Annotated in this window: 12 protein-coding genes and 2 pseudogenes; 8 read left to right on the top strand and 6 right to left on the bottom strand. The window is 68.4% G+C overall.

The annotated features are described in order from the left end of the window. Positions 1 to 324: 324 nt before the first annotated feature. Entirely contained in the window at positions 325 to 1,734 is a 1,410-nt protein-coding gene (gene glnA, locus OIU81_RS26785) for a type I glutamate--ammonia ligase (protein WP_329151776.1), read from the top strand. 368 nt (positions 1,735 to 2,102) lie between these two features. On the opposite strand, the gene OIU81_RS26780 is transcribed toward glnA, so the two are convergent. The 4 genes from OIU81_RS26780 to OIU81_RS26765 form a co-directional block, all read right to left on the bottom strand. Further along, a complete protein-coding gene (locus OIU81_RS26780) occupies positions 2,103 to 5,882 on the bottom strand; it encodes a tetratricopeptide repeat protein (RefSeq protein WP_329331181.1) in 3,780 nt (1,259 codons plus the stop codon). After that, complete coding sequence (locus OIU81_RS26775; RefSeq protein ID WP_329151772.1) at positions 5,879 to 6,253, bottom strand: hypothetical protein; 375 nt, start codon at positions 6,251 to 6,253, stop codon at positions 5,879 to 5,881. The genes OIU81_RS26780 and OIU81_RS26775 overlap by 4 nt, the downstream gene beginning before the upstream one ends. A gap of 112 nt (positions 6,254 to 6,365) precedes the next feature. Next, on the bottom strand, positions 6,366 to 6,935 hold the full coding sequence (locus tag OIU81_RS26770) for a peptide deformylase (RefSeq protein WP_329151770.1): 570 nt from the start codon (positions 6,933 to 6,935) through the stop codon (positions 6,366 to 6,368). Next, on the bottom strand, positions 6,932 to 7,906 hold the full coding sequence (locus OIU81_RS26765) for a helix-turn-helix domain-containing protein (protein ID WP_329151767.1): 975 nt from the start codon (positions 7,904 to 7,906) through the stop codon (positions 6,932 to 6,934). The genes OIU81_RS26770 and OIU81_RS26765 overlap by 4 nt, the downstream gene beginning before the upstream one ends. Before the next feature lie 140 nt (positions 7,907 to 8,046). Here OIU81_RS26765 and OIU81_RS26760 point away from each other — a divergent pair, with 140 nt between their 5' ends. Genes OIU81_RS26760 through OIU81_RS26745 form a run of 4 tightly spaced genes read left to right on the top strand, consistent with a single transcriptional unit; the run spans position 8,047 to position 12,577 of the window. Beyond that, positions 8,047 to 9,906, top strand: a complete 1,860-nt coding sequence (locus OIU81_RS26760; RefSeq protein WP_329151766.1) for a glycosyltransferase — start codon at positions 8,047 to 8,049, stop codon at positions 9,904 to 9,906. Next, the gene (locus tag OIU81_RS26755) at positions 9,903 to 11,138 is read left to right on the top strand and encodes a glycosyltransferase (RefSeq protein ID WP_329151765.1); all 1,236 of its coding nucleotides are present in this window, start codon (positions 9,903 to 9,905) and stop codon (positions 11,136 to 11,138) included. The genes OIU81_RS26760 and OIU81_RS26755 overlap by 4 nt, the downstream gene beginning before the upstream one ends. Continuing rightward, positions 11,132 to 12,007 (top strand): glycosyltransferase family 2 protein, encoded by an 876-nt coding sequence (locus OIU81_RS26750; protein ID WP_329151762.1) that lies wholly within the window; start codon positions 11,132 to 11,134, stop codon positions 12,005 to 12,007. The genes OIU81_RS26755 and OIU81_RS26750 overlap by 7 nt, the downstream gene beginning before the upstream one ends. Positions 12,008 to 12,046: 39 nt before the next feature. Next, entirely contained in the window at positions 12,047 to 12,577 is a 531-nt protein-coding gene (locus OIU81_RS26745; RefSeq protein ID WP_329151761.1) for an AAA family ATPase, read from the top strand. Between the two features lie 24 nt (positions 12,578 to 12,601). Here the strand turns inward: OIU81_RS26745 and OIU81_RS26740 are convergent. Further along, positions 12,602 to 12,962: pseudogene (locus OIU81_RS26740) on the bottom strand (relaxase/mobilization nuclease domain-containing protein); the annotation flags it as partial. Between OIU81_RS26740 and OIU81_RS26735 the strand changes: the two are divergent. The 3 genes and pseudogenes from OIU81_RS26735 to OIU81_RS26725 all read left to right on the top strand — a co-directional run. Next, positions 12,957 to 13,172: pseudogene (locus OIU81_RS26735) on the top strand (transposase); the annotation flags it as partial. The pseudogenes OIU81_RS26740 and OIU81_RS26735 overlap by 6 nt on opposite strands. 122 nt (positions 13,173 to 13,294) lie before the next feature. Further along, on the top strand, positions 13,295 to 13,774 hold the full coding sequence (locus tag OIU81_RS26730) for an HIT family protein (RefSeq protein ID WP_329151759.1): 480 nt from the start codon (positions 13,295 to 13,297) through the stop codon (positions 13,772 to 13,774). Positions 13,775 to 14,567: 793 nt separating this feature from the next. Further along, the gene (locus OIU81_RS26725; protein WP_329151757.1) at positions 14,568 to 15,368 is read left to right on the top strand and encodes a YqjF family protein; all 801 of its coding nucleotides are present in this window, start codon (positions 14,568 to 14,570) and stop codon (positions 15,366 to 15,368) included. A 6-nt stretch (positions 15,369 to 15,374) separates the two neighbouring features. Here OIU81_RS26725 and OIU81_RS26720 read toward each other — a convergent pair whose 3' ends face one another. Next, positions 15,375 to 16,166 carry an alpha/beta fold hydrolase gene (locus OIU81_RS26720; protein WP_329151756.1) on the bottom strand — a complete coding sequence of 264 codons (792 nt, stop codon included), beginning with the start codon at positions 16,164 to 16,166 and terminating at the stop codon, positions 15,375 to 15,377. Positions 16,167 to 16,184 lie beyond the last annotated feature (18 nt).

The raw sequence follows: 16,184 nt of genomic DNA, 5'->3' as shown, positions 1-16,184 counted from the left end.
GAGGGCCACCGCGGGAGGGCCGGGGGGCCCGCGGGCCGGGCCCGGGAGCGGCCGGCGGGGCGGGGCCCGGGAGCGGCCGGCGGGACGGCCTGACGACCCCGCGGGCGGCCGCGGAATGCGGCGCTCCGCCCGGTCCGGAATGCCCCTTCTTGGCGCACACTGGGGGTGAAAGGCGGCCGCGCGCCGGTTAACCTCGGCGAAACAAATGGGTCATGCTTGGGAAATCCCGCCTGCCTATGGTCGGGCAACGCGCCACCGCACATGGTCGCGTTCCGAGTAGCAATCCCGCGTCCGCCGACCGGTGACCGGGCTAGGAGGAGTTGGATGTTCCAGAACGCCGACGAGGCCAAGAAGTTCATCGCGGACGAGGACGTCAAGTTCGTCGACGTCCGATTCTGCGACCTGCCCGGTGTGATGCAGCACTTCACGATCCCGGCAAAGGCGTTCGACCCGACCGAGGAACTCGCCTTCGACGGTTCCTCGATCCGCGGCTTCCAGGCCATTCACGAGTCCGACATGGCGCTGCGCGCGGACCTGTCGACGGCTCGTGTGGACCCGTTCCGCCGCGACAAGACCGTCAACATCAACTTCTTCATCCACGACCCGATCACCGGCGAGCAGTACAGCCGCGACCCGCGCAACATCGCCAAGAAGGCCGAGGCCTACCTCGCCTCCACCGGCATCGCGGACACCGCGTTCTTCGGCCCGGAGGCCGAGTTCTACGTCTTCGACAGCGTCCGCTTCGAGACCTCGTCGAACCAGTCCTTCTACCACATCGACTCCGAGGCCGGCGCCTGGAACACCGGGTCGGAGGAGAACAACCGCGGCTACAAGGTCCGCTACAAGGGCGGCTACTTCCCGGCCCCGCCGGTCGACCACTTCGCCGACCTGCGTGCGGAGATCTCCCTGGAGCTGGACAAGGCCGGCCTGCAGGTCGAGCGCCAGCACCACGAGGTCGGCACCGCCGGCCAGGCGGAGATCAACTACAAGTTCAACACGCTGCTCGCCGCGGCCGACGACCTGATGCTGTTCAAGTACATCGTCAAGAACGTCGCCTGGCGCAACGGCAAGACCGCGACCTTCATGCCCAAGCCGATCTTCGGTGACAACGGCTCCGGCATGCACGTCCACCAGTCGCTGTGGCAGGGCGGCAACCCGCTCTTCTACGACGAGCAGGGCTACGCGGGCCTCTCGGACACCGCCCGCTACTACATCGGCGGCATCCTCAAGCACGCCCCGTCGCTGCTGGCCTTCACCAACCCGACGGTGAACTCCTACCACCGCCTGGTCCCCGGCTTCGAGGCCCCGGTCAACCTGGTCTACTCGCAGCGCAACCGCTCCGCGGCCATGCGTATCCCGATCACGGGCTCGAACCCCAAGGCCAAGCGCGTCGAGTTCCGCGCCCCGGACCCGTCCTCGAACCCGTACCTCGCGTTCTCCGCCCTCCTCCTCGCGGGCCTGGACGGCGTCAAGAACAAGATCGAGCCGGCCGAGCCGATCGACAAGGACCTCTACGAGCTCGCCCCCGAGGAGCACGCGGGCGTCCCCCAGGTCCCCACCTCCCTCCCGGCCGTCCTCGACGCCCTCGAGGCCGACAACGAGTACCTCCAGCAGGGCGGCGTCTTCACCTCCGACCTGATCGAGACCTGGATCGACTACAAGCGCACCCACGAGATCGCCCCGATCCAGCTCCGCCCGCACCCGCACGAGTTCGAGCTGTACTTCGACATCTAAGGGGCGGGGTCGGGTGACCTGGGCGAATGCATGGAAAGCTCGCTGTGACCTGCGAAAACTCTTCTCGTGAGTTCTCGTGGTTCCCAGCTGTTTTCCGCCGCCTTGTGCACCGCCCGGCCAGTTCCCTGACGTGATGTCAGGTTGACCAGTGAGGCCGTTACTCAGATCCGGGTAACGGCCTCACTGGTTTGGCAATGCTTCGAGGCCGTTGCACATCAGCTGGTCAAGCCGGCGGACACCCTCGCGAATCGTTGCCTTTTAGCCCACTAGCAAGGGGCGGTCAGTGACCTGCGGAGATCTCTGCTGCAGGTCACTGACCCGCCCTATAATTCAGTGATCCAATTGGAGTGCATAGCGGCTGGCTAGCGCTAAGAGGTGCCATCGTCGGCACGTACGGCCATCAGCACCCGTTGCAGCGCGATGATGCGCGGATCACCATCTGGTCGGGCTTCCAAGGCGCGGTCCAGTAGCGCTTCGAGCTCGGCCTGCGCTGTACGCGGCTGTCCCGCCTCCCACAACAGCTGGGCTCGTCGGTAGCCCAAGTCCCAGACCGAGTCGTGGTCCGCACCGCGCGTACGTGACCAGCCTTCCACTATTTCCTTGAGCTGATCAGCACTTTCTGCCGGTCGTCCCGCCATGCTCAGGACCTCGCCGAGGCTCCTGCGTGCTGCCAGCGTGTCGCGATGGTCCGGCCCCAGCGTGCGTACCCGACGCTCCATGACGTCACGGAAGCGAGCAATGGCCTCAGCGAGATTTCCTTGGCGCCCCAGCACCTTGGCCAGATTATGGTTCATCGTCAGCGTATCGGGATGATCCTCTCCGAGGATGTTCAGGCATTTGTCCAGCGCGTCACGGTATTCCACTTCCGCTTCGGGACAGCGCCGTTGAGCGGACAGCAGGAAAGCTAAGTTCCCCTGGACGGACAAGGTCTGTGGATGATCGGGGCCCATGACACGAGTACATGCCGACAGGATTTCCCTGTATGCCTCCTCAGCTTCGCCGGCGGCTCCCCTGTCATCCAGAATGCGGGCGAGGGACAGCCGCGTGGCGAGCGTCTCGGGATGCTCAGTCCCGTGCCTGCGTTCCTGGATCTCCAGGATCGCTGAGTGCTCCTTCTCCGCTTCGTCGAGCTCGCCTTGCATGCGCATGGCGACAGCTAGGTTGTGGCGTAGCACCAGTATCAGGGGCTGATCGTCGGAGTGCTTGTCATCCGCGTCCCTAAGCGCTTCGCGGTAGACGCCGGCTGCCTCGTCGAGGCGCCCGAAGTCTTTCAGCGCTGCGCCAAGAGTATTGCGGGCGGTGATCGTGTCGGGATGTGCGGGTCCCAACCTCCGCCGTTCCTCATCGACGATCTCCCGCAGCTGATGGATCGCCTCCTGCAGCCTTCCGCGTGCGAGCAATACTGCTGCCAGATCGTGCTGGACGTCCAGGCACGCCCCTTCGTCTCCCGGTAGGGCGGTTAGCGCCTGCCACAACTGCTCCTCTGCCTCGGCGAGGCTTCCCTGTTGCAGCAGGAGCGCGCCCAGCGACGCCCGAACACTGGCAACGTTACGGTGCGAGCTGCCGAACACACGCTCCTGAAGAGCGAGGACCGTGCGCATCTCGGACACCGCGTCGTCCGTTCGCCCGACTCGTCCCAAGGCCATCGCCCACTCGAAGCGGGCATTGAGCGTGACCGTGTGTTGCCCCCCGTGGCGCGCGGTCGCTGCGTCCAGAATCGACCTGTACTCCGATTCCGACTGAGTCAGTTCACCCAGGGAGCGCAGTGCCGCAGCATGACTCTCGCGACCTGCTAGCACGTTGGGGTGGTCGTCGATGAGTTGTTTCTTCTGCGCATCGGTGAGTTCCGCGAAGAGCGCCGCAGCGCTCTTCGCATCGAGTTCCCCTTGCCGCGTGAGCAGTACGGCTAGGTTGTGGCGTGCATCGAGCGTCTCGGGATGATCGGACCCCAGGATGCGTGTCCGCGCGTCAAGCACCGCCCGGATCTCAGCTTCCGCCGCAGTGAACTGCTGACGCAGGATGAGCGTGGTGGCCAGGTTCGCCCGAGTGGTCAGCGTGGAGGGGTGCTCGACTCCGAGAACCTCTGTTTCAAGTTCGAGAACTTGCTGGAAGACCTCCTCGGCGCGCGCGTTCTCGCCTTGGTCGCGCAGCGAGATCGCGAATTCGTGCTGGGCTTCGAGGACATCGGGGTGCTTCTCACCTAGCTCGGCCCGCAGCCCTTCCAGTACCTGTCTACCCTCGTCCGCCGCTTCGTCAAGGCGCCCCATGCTCCTGATGCAGATCGCACGAGCGTGCCGTGAGCGCAGAGTAGTGGCTGCCCCCGCGCCGAACAGCCGGGTCTCATGGCGGATCACCTCGTCGTACTCGTGTTCCGCCTCCTTGAGCTTTCCTCGCTGACATGCCGCCCTCGCTCGTTGATAGCGCACGGACAGGGTGGTGGGATCGGCCGCCCCGAACTTCCTGACGCACTCCTCCACAATGCGGTCGAGTTCGGACTCAGCCGCCTTCAGATCGCCCATCTCCTTGACCGCGATCGCTCGGTGCCTGCGAATGTTCACCCCGATCCAGGGGGCAGCTTCCGCGGAATCGGCACGCTTCAACGCTTCGTCCGCCAGTTCGCAGGCCCCTGCGTAGTCGCCCCGGAAGTGCAGATGGGAAACGGCGACCCCAGCACCGATCAACACGCCGTTGAGACGGTCGTCAGCAGCGGTACCCCATCGCGGCAACCGGCGCATCATGACCAACCAGTGCGGGATGAGTCCCTGCCACGCCGGCCAGGGACTCGGGTCCCGCGGATTCTCCAGGTACGGGGTGGCTGCCACAAGCAGATCCGCTGCCGAGTCCCACACCTCTCGGTAGTCCCCGGGCTCCGCGAGGAGCGGAGCGACCGACACCTCAGCCACGAGCCGGTGGATCTGGTACGCGGGTTCCGTCGAATGCGTGTCGACCCCAATGAGGCCGAACCTGCCGAGGCCACTCAGGGCCGTTCTGACTGCCCGAGGCTGAACGTTCGCGGGCCACATCTCCAGAGCCGCGACCGTGGACGGATCGAGCAAGGCGTTCGGCAGGGATGCGGTCGGAGCAAAGCAGGACAGCAGCTGCAATAAGCCACGGACGTGCGCCGTGCCCTGTCGTTCGAGGAGGGAGAGGGACAGCTCCCACGTGCCGGCAATGGTCCGGCGGGTCCGCTCCTCCTCACTGCGTAGATCGCCTTGCACGCCCTCCGTGGCGTCGTCCAGAAGCAACGGAGAATCCCCGAGCGCGTCGATGTACTCGGTGAAAGTCTCTGCTTCGGCCAGTGGATCGCCGTGCGCCATGCGCAGGTACGTGCCCGCCAAGTGCAACGCGAGCGGCAAGGACCCCAGCCGGTCCGCCAGGGCCGCGGCGGAGTCCGTGTCACCCGCCTCCGGAGCCAGTTCCCCGAGGACTCGGCCCGCGGATTCGAGTTCCAGAACCGCAAGTCGGTGGAAGTGCGCGATCCGGCTGCCCCAGGATCGCTCGTTGCCGTCGCGCGTGGTGACTAGGACGCCCTGTGAGCCGCCGACCGGGGGCCTGGCCCAGCCCGTGGCGTCGGCCAGTGCAGCACCCGGGCAGGACAGCATGTCGAGATCATCGGCATCGTCGAAGATGAGCAGCCACGGGCGGTCCAGGGTCACCAGATGGCGCCACACCAGGTCGGCCGCGGGCCGTCCACCCTTCTCCCACGCATGGGCGACGTGCTCGGCCGGAGCCCCGGCGAGGAGGGCCGCGTGGCGCATCCCGTCAGCCACAGCCGCTGCGGATCCAGCCTGGATCCAGAAGACCTCGACGCTGGCCTCCTTGGCCCGCTGAGCTGTGCTCAGGGCAACCGTCGTCTTCCCCACCCCGCCCATTCCGGACAGGACTTGGATACGCGGGTGCTCCGCCCGCTTGGCCTGCGCGAGGGCTGAGAGGGTTTCGTCCCGGCCCAGCACGGCCTCCGGGAGCCTGCCGTAGGGAGCCTCCACCGACCCCAGTGCGAGCAGTTCCTGGGGGGTGGGGGTGGTGAGACTCATCTCCATGTTGATGATGGCGCCGCGAAGGTCCGCCCCCGGGGCGTTCAGGCCCGTCGAGCCGATCACGCTGTTCGCCGTCGTGTCCCGAGCAGGGTCGGGCAGGTTTGCAGTCACTGCCCCTGCTCGGACCGGCCAAAGGACATGTCGATCGCGCCGTTGAACGTCGCTCCAGGTGCGTTCAGGCCATTGGAGTCGCACACGGTGTTGATGGTGCTGCCTGCCGGCCGGACCAGGCGAGACTGCAAGTCTTCCAGCTCGCACCGGAATTCCGGGTCAGCTGCGGCCTCGCGACGCAGCGCCTCGCTCAGGACGGCGACAGCATCCGGATCGTCTGCGCCTTGCCCCTCCAGTACGGCAACGGTCCGGTCGTCGCTGGAAAAGCGGTTCCGTAGGCGCCGCCAGAGATCTGACACGACAGCCTCACTCAGGCTTCCGCTGACTCCGCCCAGTGCTGCCAGCGCCAGCTCAGAGAACGCTAAGTCCATCTGTACCCCCAGGAGTTACTCACATCGGCGTGCCTGGCGGTCACTCTAGTGGCGTGAAGCTGGCCCGGCATGTTGTGCCCTGGATGTGTCCGCGAGGGCACAGGGAAAGGGGTCAGGCGCCGTCGTAGACCCAGGTTCGGCCGGTCTGGCGGTACTCCTCCACGGGGATTGTTTCGACGCCAGTCCGCATGCGAGCGGTGTACAGCAGCCCGTCGAGGTGGTCGACCTCGTGATGGATGAGGCGGGCGAGGCCGCGTTCGTAGAGGGTGGTCGTGATCTCGCCGGTCAGGGCGGTGGCTTCCACTGTGATCTCCAGTGGGCGGGGGACGAGGCCGCGGACGTCGAAGAAGCTCAGGCAACCCTCGTATTGCTCATCCATCTGACCGGAGCGCGCGGTGACACGCGGGTTGAGCAGGATGGTGGCGGGACCGCCACCGGGCGGTTGGACGACCGCAGCTGCGCGTGCGATACCGATCTGCGGAGCCGCGATACCCATTCCCTTGGCGAAGGGGTGGACCTGGCCGATCCGTTCCATGGCAGCGAAGAGCTCGTCCGTGATGCGTTCTGCCTCGTCACGTTCGGCGGGCAGGTCGAAGGCTCGGGCCGGTTCGGTGAGGATGCCGGCACCGTGTTGGACGACGCCGAGGTCTCGCATCTGCTGGCTGGGCCGCACGTCAATCACCTGAACTCCCCTTGATCTGAGTCGCGTTCGGTCCGTGCCCGAAACCGCCACTCAAGACGGTACCGAGCGTGCAGGGCGGGTGTAGTCGTGATCCATGTGAATTGCCGTAGTTCACCGTCGTCGCTGCGGACGGGAGGGGTTCGCAGCGGGGAGGCTTCGGCTGTCATGGAGGTCTCGGTGCCCCACACGACGGGGTCGAGGGTGGCGGGGAAGGCGAGCTGGACTTCGAGTTGTTCGGTGGGCAGGCGGACGGCTCGCTGGAACCAGTTGCCCCACTTGTCATCGCCGACGGTGTAGGCGTACTCGATCCACACGGACTCGCCGGGGTAGAGGGGGAAGCGGCCGTGTTCGTTGTCGAACAGCAGCCACACCTCCTTGAAGGCATCGCGGTCGTGCTTGGCCTGCCACCGCATCGCCTCGCCACGGCAGGTGGCGGTGAGGTCGAGTTCGTCCCAGGTCAGCGGGTGGGCTCGGTAGTGCGCGTTCGACTGCTCAGGGTCGCCGGGGTAGCGGTCCACGGAGATACGGATCAGGTAGCGGGTCACCGGCTCCTCGCCCGTGTTCCGCAGCCGTCGGCGCATGGTCAGCCGGTACGAGGTGCCGTCGTACTGGAGCCGTGCCGCGTCGTGTTCGACGACGAGGGCCGATCCGGTCGCATACGGCTGTTCGGGCCCGCGCTGGGAGGGCGGCGGCGCTGCCGGCCGCCGGGTACGGGCCTTTGCCTGCTCGTAGTCGCACCAGCGTCTCCAGATCGCCTTCCCGGCGTTCAGTGCCTCATCGGCGAGACGTGAGAACTCCTCGCTGGGCTTGTGGCGGCCCGACTCCACGTGGCTGACGTAAGACGGGTCGAAGCCCATGGCCAGCGCCAACGCCCTCTTGGACATGCCGCGTACTTCCCGCCAGCGCGCCACCTCGGCTGCGTAGTCCTCGGCCGCCTGCTCGGCGGTGATCTCCTCGCCTTGCGCTTCCATCGAAGCCCCGCGTCATCGTTGGTGAGCATGAATGAACCGTGAGTGATCCAAGTTCACCATCCCGTCACGGCCTGCGTCGCCGCTTTCCTTCCCTTACTGCCCCGGATCGACCCCCGGGCGGATGAAGGAGGCGAAGCACCATGCGCGTGCTCTACTTGCTCAACATCTCCAACCCCGACCGGCTTTCGGCCGACTCAGGGTGGATCTTCGCGGACCTGCTTGCCCCTGCGCTGGCGGATGCCGGAGCGGAGGTGACGGTCGCGGCCCCGGCTCCGGCCGGGGATGCACGCTGCGGATTCCATCAGACGAAGGTGCCGGGGACGAAGTACCGGGCCCGCTTCTCCGCGGACATCGACGAACTGGTGGCACTGATCCGGGCGGAGAAGCCCGACGTGGTCGTGGCCAATCAGATCGAGGAGGCCCCGGCGATCCGCACGGCCTTACTGGAGGCCGGATCCAACGCCCTACTGGCCGGCTACTGCCACTACCTGCCGTTCTCCTTCACGGGCGGCGGCCAGCTCCAACTCGACCCGTCCCTGAACGACGCGGCGCTTGGGCGGCCGGTACTGCTGGCGTTCGCTGCCGGACTGGCCGCCTGTGACCGGGTGCTGGTCCACTCCTCCACGGCCGCGTCCTGGGTGTCGGCGGCAGCCGCCCGGACCACTCTGGACCTCGGCGGGAAGCTGCGAGTGGTGCCCGCCCCGCGTGACGAGCGTCTGGTACGCGACCCCGCCACCACGCAGCCCGCTTCCGGCGTCGAGGGGATCGGCGTTTACAACCATCGGCTGTACGCGCACTACGGCACCGGGCAGTTCGTGGACCTGGCCCGCGACCTGGTCGCGTCCGGCACCGTCAGGCTGCGGGTCATGGACCTGTTCGGCCAGCGCCGGGCGGAGCGCAAGGGCCTGGACGACAGCCCCGAGAAGATGCGTGACCAGCTCGCCGCCCTGCCGCACGTGCAGGTCGTCTCCGACCGGGGCGATCGCGTCCGCTACAAGGACCTCCTGGCCGGCGCGCACTTCGGCATCGCCCCGTTCCGGCCGGGCTGCCCCTGGTCGATGAGCGTGATCGACTGCCAGGGCGTGGGCCTTCCGGTCATCTCGCCCCGCCTTGGCTGGCTCGCCGAGCACATCGACCCCGAGCTGTGCTTCACCACCCCGGCCGAGGCCGTCGCCTTGGCCGAGCGGCTCGCCACGGACGCCGAATTCCATGCTCTGCACGCCAAGCGGGCCCCACGCCTCCACCGCCGACTTCACCCCGACCCTGATCGCGGCCCGCTACCTGGAGGCCGTCTCGTGAACAGCTTCGACGCGGTTCTCCTCTCGTACGACGAGCCGATGGCCACCTCTCTGCACTCCCGGCTCCAGCGCACGCTCGGCGCGGCGGTCAAACGCCTGCACGGCGTACACGGGATGCGCCGGGCCTACCGTCTGTGTGCCGAGGTCGTCGACCACGAGCAGTTCTTCCTAGCCGACGGGGACTTCGCCATCGACACCGGCTTCGACCCCGCCTCGGTGGAGCCGCTGGACGAGGGCGCGTCGATGCGGGTGTGGCGGGCGGTCAACCCGGTCAACGGTTTGACCTACGGCTACGGCGGGCTCAAGCTCATCCGCCGCAGTGCCCTGCGCGAGATGGGCGAGGCCGTGGATGTGCTCGCCGCCCTGCCCGGACGGATCGAGTTCGCCCAGCAGACCGCGGGGATCACGAGGTTCAACCAGAGCCCCTTCCACGCGTGGAAGGCCGGTTTCCGCGAGTGCGCGATGCTCGCCCGCGGCAGCGAGTACGGGATGGCCGACGACGACGCCCGCCGGCGGATGGAGGCGTGGACGACCCGTCACAGCGGCGAGTTCGCCGCCTACGCGGCCGCCGGAGCCCGGGATGGCGTCGCTTTCGCCCGCGAAGCCGCCTGCGCCCCGCAGCGGTTCGGCCATCTCAACGACCCTGCCTGGCTGCGGGCAAGGTTCACCACCGCCCACGGAGACCAGGCGGTGGCCGGATGACCGGCCCGCTCGTGCTCATCGAGCCGTACGCGAACCGCCTGGGCGGGCATCACCAGCGCACGCTGGTAGCCCTCGCCAGGGTTCGACCCGGCAGTCTGGTAATCGCCCCGCACGGGATTGCCACCGAGACGGTCGACGCCCTGCGTGAGGCGGGGGCCCGGTTGGTCACCGGACCGTCCGGGCACCAGGCGCGCGTCCTGCTGGCCGCCTCCCGACTGGCAGCCAGCATCTCCGCGACCGGACAGCGATTGCTCCGGTCGCGCCGCTGGCCCCGCCGGATGCGGCGGTTGCCGCACCAGGTCACCCTCATCGCCCGCTGCCTCACAGAAGGGGCAGCGTTGCGGACCGCGCGTCGGCTGGAGTCCCGCGCCGACGCGGTGGTGATCCGGACCGCGAGCGAGGCTCTGCACGGAGCCGCCGCCCTCCTGGGCGATCAGCCGCACCTGCGGTTCGTCCACGAGGCGGTCACCGACGAGGATGCCGTCGTGCGACTGCTCGGCCGGCTCGCCCGCCGGGGCGAAGGGCGGGTGATCGCGGTGTATCCGACACAGGCCGTCGCCGACCAGTTCGCCGCGGCCTTCCCCCGCCTGCCCGCCGTGGTCGGCGGTTTCGCGGTCGACGACGGCCACCGCCTGACCGCAGGCGAACGCGAGGGCGGCCGTGCCGCGTTCGACGTCCCCTCCTCCGAGGCCGTGGTGTGCCTGGTGGGCGGGTGGTGGCCCTACAAGGACATCGCCGTCATCGACGCCGTCCTGTCCCGGCTCAAGGAGCCCCTGCACCTGGTGGTCACCGGTTTCCCCCTCGACGAAGCCCTCCTCCAGCGGTGGCGGGCCCAACCCGGCCTGTGGGTGCACACCGTGGCCGGCCCGGTCAGCGAAGCCGTACTGCGGCTCGTGTACGCCGCTGCCGACGCCGCCCTCGTCACCCGCCACCGCGGGACCGGAAAGGAGTCGGGGCTCGTCATGGATGCCGCCCGCCTCGGGGTTCCCCTCATCGTCTCCGACCACGACCCCGCCCTCACCGCCCGCCTTCGCAGCCGGCCCTGGGCCCTGACGTTCCCCGCCGGCGACCCGGCCGCCCTCGCCGAAGCCCTGCATAGCGTCATCCGCCAGCCACCTCCGCTGCCCGGCCCCGAAGCTCCCGGCCTGCTGGGGATGCGGTCGGCCGCCGAGCAGGCCGACTTCCTCACCCGAACCTTCACTTCACTGTGTACGAAGGAGTCACGATGCTGAGCACCCCTCCCGCGCTGATCGCCGTCGTCGGCCCCGTAGAAACCGCGCTGCTGACCGCCTGGGTCCGCCACTACCGGTGGCTGGGCGTCGAGCGATTCCTGATCGCCTTCCACTTCCCCGAGCACGTGCCCGACCAGCAGCGGCACGAACTCCAGGCCGCCAGCCGCGAACTGGGCATCATCCCCACCGGCACCAGCACCGGCCCGTGGCATGAGCGCACCAACACCCAGCTCAGAGACGCCCTGCGGCACCGGGCCGGGCCGGGTTGGCACCTGCTCGCCGATGCTGACGAGTTCCAGCAGTACCCCGCCCCACTGGGTGAGGTGATCGCCCAGGCCGAGAAGTCCGGGCACCGCGTGGTGGGCGGCCTGATGCTCGACCGGATCTCCGCGAGCGGGCGCCTGACCGGCTGGCGGCCCGAAGGCGGACTGGACCTCGTCTATCCCCTCGGCGGGCACCTCACCCACCGACTCCTGCACGGAGACCCGCGCAAGATCGTGCTCGCCCGCCACGATGTCACCGTGGCGGGTGGCAACCACAGGGCCCCCGGGCAGCGTCCGGACGCCGACCGCATCTGCGCGGTTCACCACTTCAAGTGGCGCTCGGGCGTCCTGGACGACCTCCGCCGCCGGGTCAAGCACTTCTCGACCGGCACATGGCAGGAAGAGACCCCGGCCGTGCGCGACGAGGCCGGCCGCCTCCTGTCGCACGTCGGCCGGCACGGCGGCGTGATCAACACCAGCGATCCGCGGTTCGCCTTCCGCCGGGTGAGTCTGGACCGCATGCCGTTCAACTGGCCCAGCGAGGCCCGCAGCATCGTCACGGCCTGGCGACCGCACGTCGCGCACCAGCCAGACGGGAGACAATGAAGGCGCCCACGCACAGCTCCTCGTGGAAGGGATGACCGCGTGCCCCTCGCCGTTCTCCTGGCCGGCATTACCGGCTCCGGGAAGACCACCGTCGCCCAAGCCCTGGCCGACCACGGCTACACGCGACTGTCCGTGGACGAGGAGGTGCACCGCCTCCACGGCCGATACGGCGTGGACTATCCCGAGCACACCTACTTCGAGCGCGAACGGCCCGTGGTCGAGGCGGTCCGGGCACGGTTCGTCAAGGAGCTGGAGGCCGGGAACGACGTCGTCCTGGACCACGGGCTGTGGCGGCTCCCAGATCGCGACGCCTGGCGAGAGGCTGCCCGCGAAGCGGGCGGCCACCCGGTCGTGGTCTACCTCCCTGCCGGCAGGGAAGAGCTGCTGGCACGCCTCGCCGAGCGCAACCAGCGCGAGGACGCCAACGCTCTCACCGTCACCCCCGAAGCCCTTGACGACTTCTTCGCCCGATTCGACCTCCCGGCCACCGATGAAGAGGTCATCGTCTACACCGGAGACCTGGACGCACTCGTGGTGGCGCTGTCCTCGGTCAAGCACAGGCAGGGCTGAAGCAGGCCCGCTCACGGCTCGATGTCACCGACCATGGCGTGGTCCGCCACGCGCTTGGCGTTGGCTGCGATCGCTGCCCTGCTCGCGCACTGTCGTGGGCGCGGGCTGAGGTGCGGAGGCGAAGGACGTGGCACTCACGGTGCTTCGCCTGCGCGCTCCTTGCATGCGCTTGTTCGGCTGGGCGGTGATCCGCCACACCAGGACCTGTGCCGGTGAGTCCGCGGTGGCGAGTTCACGCTCGGCGGCAACCTCGCTCAGGAGTTGACGGGGATTGTGGCCGGCGGTCTCGGCGCGGGCGAGCGTGGTGGTGAGGGCGGGCCCAGACAGGATCAGCCAGGATCTGGTCGGCGTGGTCGGGGATTGCCTGGCGCACGGTGGACTCGAAGGGATCATCTACCGATACCGCACCGGCATCCCCTGGAGAGATCTGCCCCGCGAAGCATTCGGTCCCTGGCAGACGGTATCGAAGCGCCATCGCAGGTGGGCGACTGACGGCACCTGGGACACGGTTCTGGCCCAGTTGACCGCCCGGGCGGACTCGATCAACGGGATCGACTGGACGGTCTCGGTCGACTCGACAATCAACCGGGCCCACCTGATGGGGATCTTTGAAATCGGCCGGGGCCGCTCCTCACCCCACTTGCTTGGTCTTTGAACTGTGTGAGGAGGATGGGTATCGAAGAGCGGTCCTTGATCACCAGAATGTAGGTTTTGGCCATGACTGGTGACTGGCGGATGGACCGAATCGGGACTGCGCTGAGGGGCGAGAACCCGACCGTGCTGCGACGGCTGGCGGCGGGGTTCGCGGTGATCGGGGACGTTCAGTTCCTGCCTGGCTACTCGGTTCTGCTCGTGGACGAGCCGGATGTGCAGCGGCTGTCGGACCTGCCGAGGTCGAAGCGGCTGTCGTTCCTGTCTGACATGGACCAGCTCGGCGAAGCGGTCGAGCGTGTCTGTCGGCGGCTGGACCCGGCTTTCCGCCGAGTCAACCTGGAGATCCTGGGGAACACTGACCCGTTCTTGCATGCACATGTCTGGCCGCGGTTCGAATGGGAGCCGGCTGATATGGCGGGCAAGCCTGTGTGGCTCTATCCGCGTGAACGATGGAGCGACGAGCAGTTCAGGATCGGTCCGCAGCATGACGTGCTGCGGGAAGCGATCGGCAGCGAACTGGACCAACTGCGATCGGTGGCCTGACTGCTGCGGGCCCGCTGACCGTCAGGTCGGCGGGCCCGGTGATCGGTGACGGTCAGCCGAAGCTCATTGGAAGCGTCTGAGCGGGACGATGTCGGTGACGCGGTTGGTAATCGTGGGGCGGGCCGCTTCCTGGGTGGCAATCAGGGCGACGATCGTGACGGGCTGGTCGCAGTGAGGACAGTTCCGGACGGCCGTCGGTGCCAGTGGGTGCCCCACGGGCTATGCCTGAACCCCTCGCTGACGGCAATAGCTGACGGCAACGACTGTGGACTCCGCCGTACGTGAGACCACACGCCTGCACGACATGGGGTGAAGCGGCAGGGAGACGCTAGGGTCAGCGTGTCGCTTGATCGAACTTACAAAGCAGTGCTCGATCGGGGAGGCCACCGCCCGTCAGGGCAACCGCGACCCCCGGGCCGCCTGTATGGGGCGTCGTTCGGCGCCGCCCCGCCTCTCCGCGGGCTCAGGGCACTCCCTTGGGCCGTCTCTGGACCGTCCAAGGAGACCTAAGGACGGCCGGCAATGCCCTATGACACCCACTCCCCCGCTGATCAGCGCCGCAATCAAGGCCAGCACCCGAGATGAGCGATGCGGGACATCAGTTCTTCGACATCTAAAGAGCAGGGTCGGCCGGCCCGGACGGCCCACCCTCTGACGTGGTGCCAGGAACGACAGCGAGGGCCGCTACCCCGGAGCCGGGGTGGCGGCCCTCGCTGCTTGGCCTCCGCGAGACTGCCGGCGCGGTGCGCGAGGTGGCGGAATCAGTCGTAACGCCGTGTGCGATGCTGACGCCGTGCCCCTCGCCACGCCCGTTCCCGAACCGGTCTCCGCCGTCCCGGTCGACTCCGCCGAGAGGCCGCTGCTCACCCAGTCGTGGCTGGATCTGACCTTTCTGCACTGGGCCGTTGACCCGGGGGACGTGGCCCACCTGCTGCCGGCCGGGACGGTTCCGGACACCTTCGACGGGGCCACCTATGTCGGCCTGGTTCCCTTCCGCATGCACCGCGTCGGCTGGTTCCGCCTTCCCGGCATGCCCTACCTGGGCACCTTCCCGGAGACGAATGTCCGGCTCTACTCGGTCGACGCGCACGGCCGTCGCGGTGTCGTCTTCCGCTCGCTCGACGCCTCCCGCCTCATACCCGTGACCATCGCGCGAACGCTCTTCCGCATGCCGTACCTGTGGTCACGGATGGCCATCCGCCACAGCGCCGACACCCTCACGTACACCAGCAGCAGACGCTGGCCGGGGCCTTGCGGCACGCACAGCCGCATCACCGTACGACCCGGCGGGCGCATACAGGAGCCCAGCGCCCTGGAGCACTTCCTCACCGCCCGCTGGGGTATGCACCACACCTTTTTCGGGCGCCCGGTGTACCTCCCGAACTCCCACCCGCAGTGGCCGCTGCACCGGGCCGAACTGGTCGAGTGCGACGAGGGCCTCACCCGGGCCGCAGGCATCCGCACAGCGCTCGGCGAACCCGTCAGTGTCCTCTACTCTCCCGGCGTCGCCGTCCGGTTCGGACACCCCGCGCAGGCCGGCGAACTCCCCGCACCCTCGGGAGAGCGAGGGCAGGCGGCCCGCTGCCCTCGCTGAGCAGGACTACGCGGTCACCCGCTGCCCTTCACCCGCGGCGGCCCGGAGCAGCACCCCGGCGAGCGCGTCCGGGACGGAGAGCATCGGCCAGTGCCCGGTGTCGAGTTCGAAGAAGGCCACGTGAGGCTCGGTGAGCACACGGAAGCGCGGATCCCCCGACCGCACCAGGGACTCGACCATGGCGATGCTCATCCCCGTGCCGGTGCAGAAGACGCCGCTCATCGGCAGCTCGGCGGCGGCCCCCGACAGCCGGAGCGGCTGGGTGAGCGTTCCCAGCGGCTGCGGCGCGGCCAGGCGGACGAGCCGGGCCAGCGCGTCTGCGGGGACGCCCGCGACGCTGCCCCGGGCCTGTACGTCGTCGAGTGACGGCGGGGGGAGCCGCCAGCCGTCCTCGGCCTGTTCGGCCCGTTGCCGCCATCCGTCGCGGACCGCCGGATCGGGCTCGAATTCGCGCACCAGGCCGTGCACGGAGTAGCCGTCCATCGGCAGGGGCGCCGACACGTACACGATCCGGGACACCCGTTCCGGGCGCCGGTCGGCGGCGCCCAGCGCCGGGAAGCTGCCGTGACAGTGGGCGACGAGCACCACCTCCGGCGCATCCAAGTGATCGATGAGCTGCACCAGATCCTCGATATGTGTCTCCAAGTTCGTTTCCGGGGCCGCCAGATGACGGCGGTCGCCCATGCCCGTGAGCGTGGCCGCGCAGGCCTCGGCTCCCCGCTCCCGCAGCCGATCCACTACGTCCTGCCACAGCCAGCCGCCCATATGACCGCCCGGCACCAGCACATACGCCGTCATCAACGCCTCCTCGCACAG

The organism is Streptomyces sp. NBC_01454, assembly GCF_036227565.1.
Classification (GTDB): Bacteria; Actinomycetota; Actinomycetes; order Streptomycetales; family Streptomycetaceae; genus Streptomyces.
This window is presented reverse-complemented; position numbering and strand designations above follow the sequence as displayed.